Annotated in this window: 3 protein-coding genes; all 3 read right to left on the bottom strand. The window is 74.1% G+C overall.

Features of this window, described 5'->3' with window-relative positions; all coding sequences use genetic code 11:
• Window positions 1-131: 131 nt before the first annotated feature.
• The gene (locus RH94_RS05405; protein ID WP_073946505.1) at window positions 132-431 is read right to left on the bottom strand and encodes a hypothetical protein; all 300 of its coding nucleotides are present in this window, start codon (window positions 429-431) and stop codon (window positions 132-134) included.
• A 13-nt stretch (window positions 432-444) separates the two neighbouring features.
• Window positions 445-819: a hypothetical protein gene (locus RH94_RS05400; protein WP_073946504.1), complete on the bottom strand. Its 375-nt coding sequence runs from the start codon at window positions 817-819 to the stop codon at window positions 445-447.
• The coding region (locus RH94_RS42480) for a DUF2637 domain-containing protein (RefSeq protein ID WP_324614233.1) at window positions 816-1,525 on the bottom strand (710 nt) is incomplete at its 5' end. The genes RH94_RS05400 and RH94_RS42480, both read right to left, overlap by 4 nt.

Genomic DNA, 1,525 nt, shown 5'->3' with positions numbered 1-1,525 from the left:
CCAGTCCGGATCCGGGTCCGGAACGGCCGGAGGGGCGGGCGGCGGCGGTGGTGGGGGCGGGTTGGCCGGGGCGGGCAGCGGCTGGCCGGCAGGGATGACCCGGGTCGGTGTGATGGGGCGTCGGCCGTCGGTCACGGCGTCCACCACCCGGCGCAGGCGAACGCGGCGGCCGCGGTTGTTGCCCAGGCGGTGCCGATCCAGATCCGGCCGTCGTCGTAGGCCTGGAGCGCGGCGAGCACGGCAACGGCGGTGAGTGCGTACGCGGCGGGCGGGCAGGCGAGGACGGTAGCGAGCAGCAGGAGCGGCAGGCTGGCGGTCACGCCGACGCCGGCCGCGATGGCGAGGGCCCAGCTGTGGCCGCGGCTGCGGACCAGCCAGGCGGTAGCGAGGCCGGGGGCGAGTCCGGCGAGGCAGACGAGGGCGAGCAGCATGGCAGGTGGGTCCTCAGTTCAGGAGTTGGGCGAGCCAGCGGAGGGCGGCGAGCAGGCGCATCGGGGCGCTGTTCGGGCCGGTCGGGGCCGTGTTCGCCGGGTTGTTCTCGGTCTGTTCGGTGGGCTGTTCGGCCTGTTCGGCGCCCTGTTCGGGCTTGGCCCGCCACCAGCCCGGCAGGCGCGGCGAGGGCTGCCGCGCCTCCGGCTCGGGCTTGGGCTGCGCCTCGTCGGCGTACAGCTCGTCCCACCACGCGTCGGACGGGCCGCCCGCGGCCGGCGGCACCGGCTCGGTGGCCGGGGCGGGCGGCAGGACGGCGGCCGGGCCGACGCCCATGGCGATCAGCCGCTCGCGGATCTCGATCTCGTCTGTTCCCTGTTCGCTGCTCATCCGTAGCCGTTCTCCATCTGGCTCTTGCGGCGCTCGCGGCGGACGGTGGCGGCGACGCTGTCCTTGTCCGCGTCGGGGCGGATCTCGAGCACCGCGCGAACGACGTCTGCGTTGTTCGGCGAGGTCGAGATCTGATCGCGAACAAGGGAGGCGATGCTCGGCGCTCCGGTGTTCGGGGCCGGATTGTTCGGGGCTGGCCGCTCGGGCTCGCGATCAGTGTTCGGGCTGGTCACGGCCTTGTTCGCGACGTGTTCGCGGACGGTGTTCGGGCTGCTCGCGGTCAGGCTCGCGACGGTGATCGGCTGTTCGTGGTCGGTCTGCTCGGGCTCGCGAACAACGCCGATCGCTTGCTCGGCTGCGGCCTCGAACGTGCTCGGAGGCTCGATCGCCGCGGGCTGCTTGTTCGCCAGGGCGAGCACCGGAGCGTCGGCCGGCGGGGGCTCGATGTCGAGGACGCCCTGCACGGGGGTGAGGGGTCGGCCGTAGCGGGTGAGGCGCAGCGCCATCACAGCCTCGACCGGGGCCTTGCTCCGCCATCGCCGTCCGTACCGGGCGCGCAGCCGGGCCCGTTCGACGCGCCGCTGCCGCTCGAGGCCGATCACCTCGTCGTAGGAGCGCAGCTCCCACAGCTTCATGCGCCGCCACAGACGGAACGTCGCAACCGGGTCGAGCAGCCACCGCGCGGTGCGGACCGAGTCCATGTGGC

This window comes from Streptomyces kebangsaanensis (assembly GCF_001906585.1).
GTDB lineage: Bacteria > Actinomycetota > Actinomycetes > Streptomycetales > Streptomycetaceae > Streptomyces > Streptomyces kebangsaanensis.
The sequence above is the reverse complement of the archived record's forward strand: the minus strand, read 5'-3'. Positions and strand labels throughout refer to the sequence as shown.

Excerpts from the sequence above, each read along its gene's own strand:
- RH94_RS05405 (WP_073946505.1), bottom strand. The coding sequence starts at position 431 with ATGCTGCTCGCCCTCGTCTGCCTCGCCGGACTCGCCCCCGGCCTCGCT.
- RH94_RS05400 (WP_073946504.1), bottom strand. The coding sequence starts at position 819 with ATGAGCAGCGAACAGGGAACAGACGAGATCGAGATCCGCGAGCGGCTG.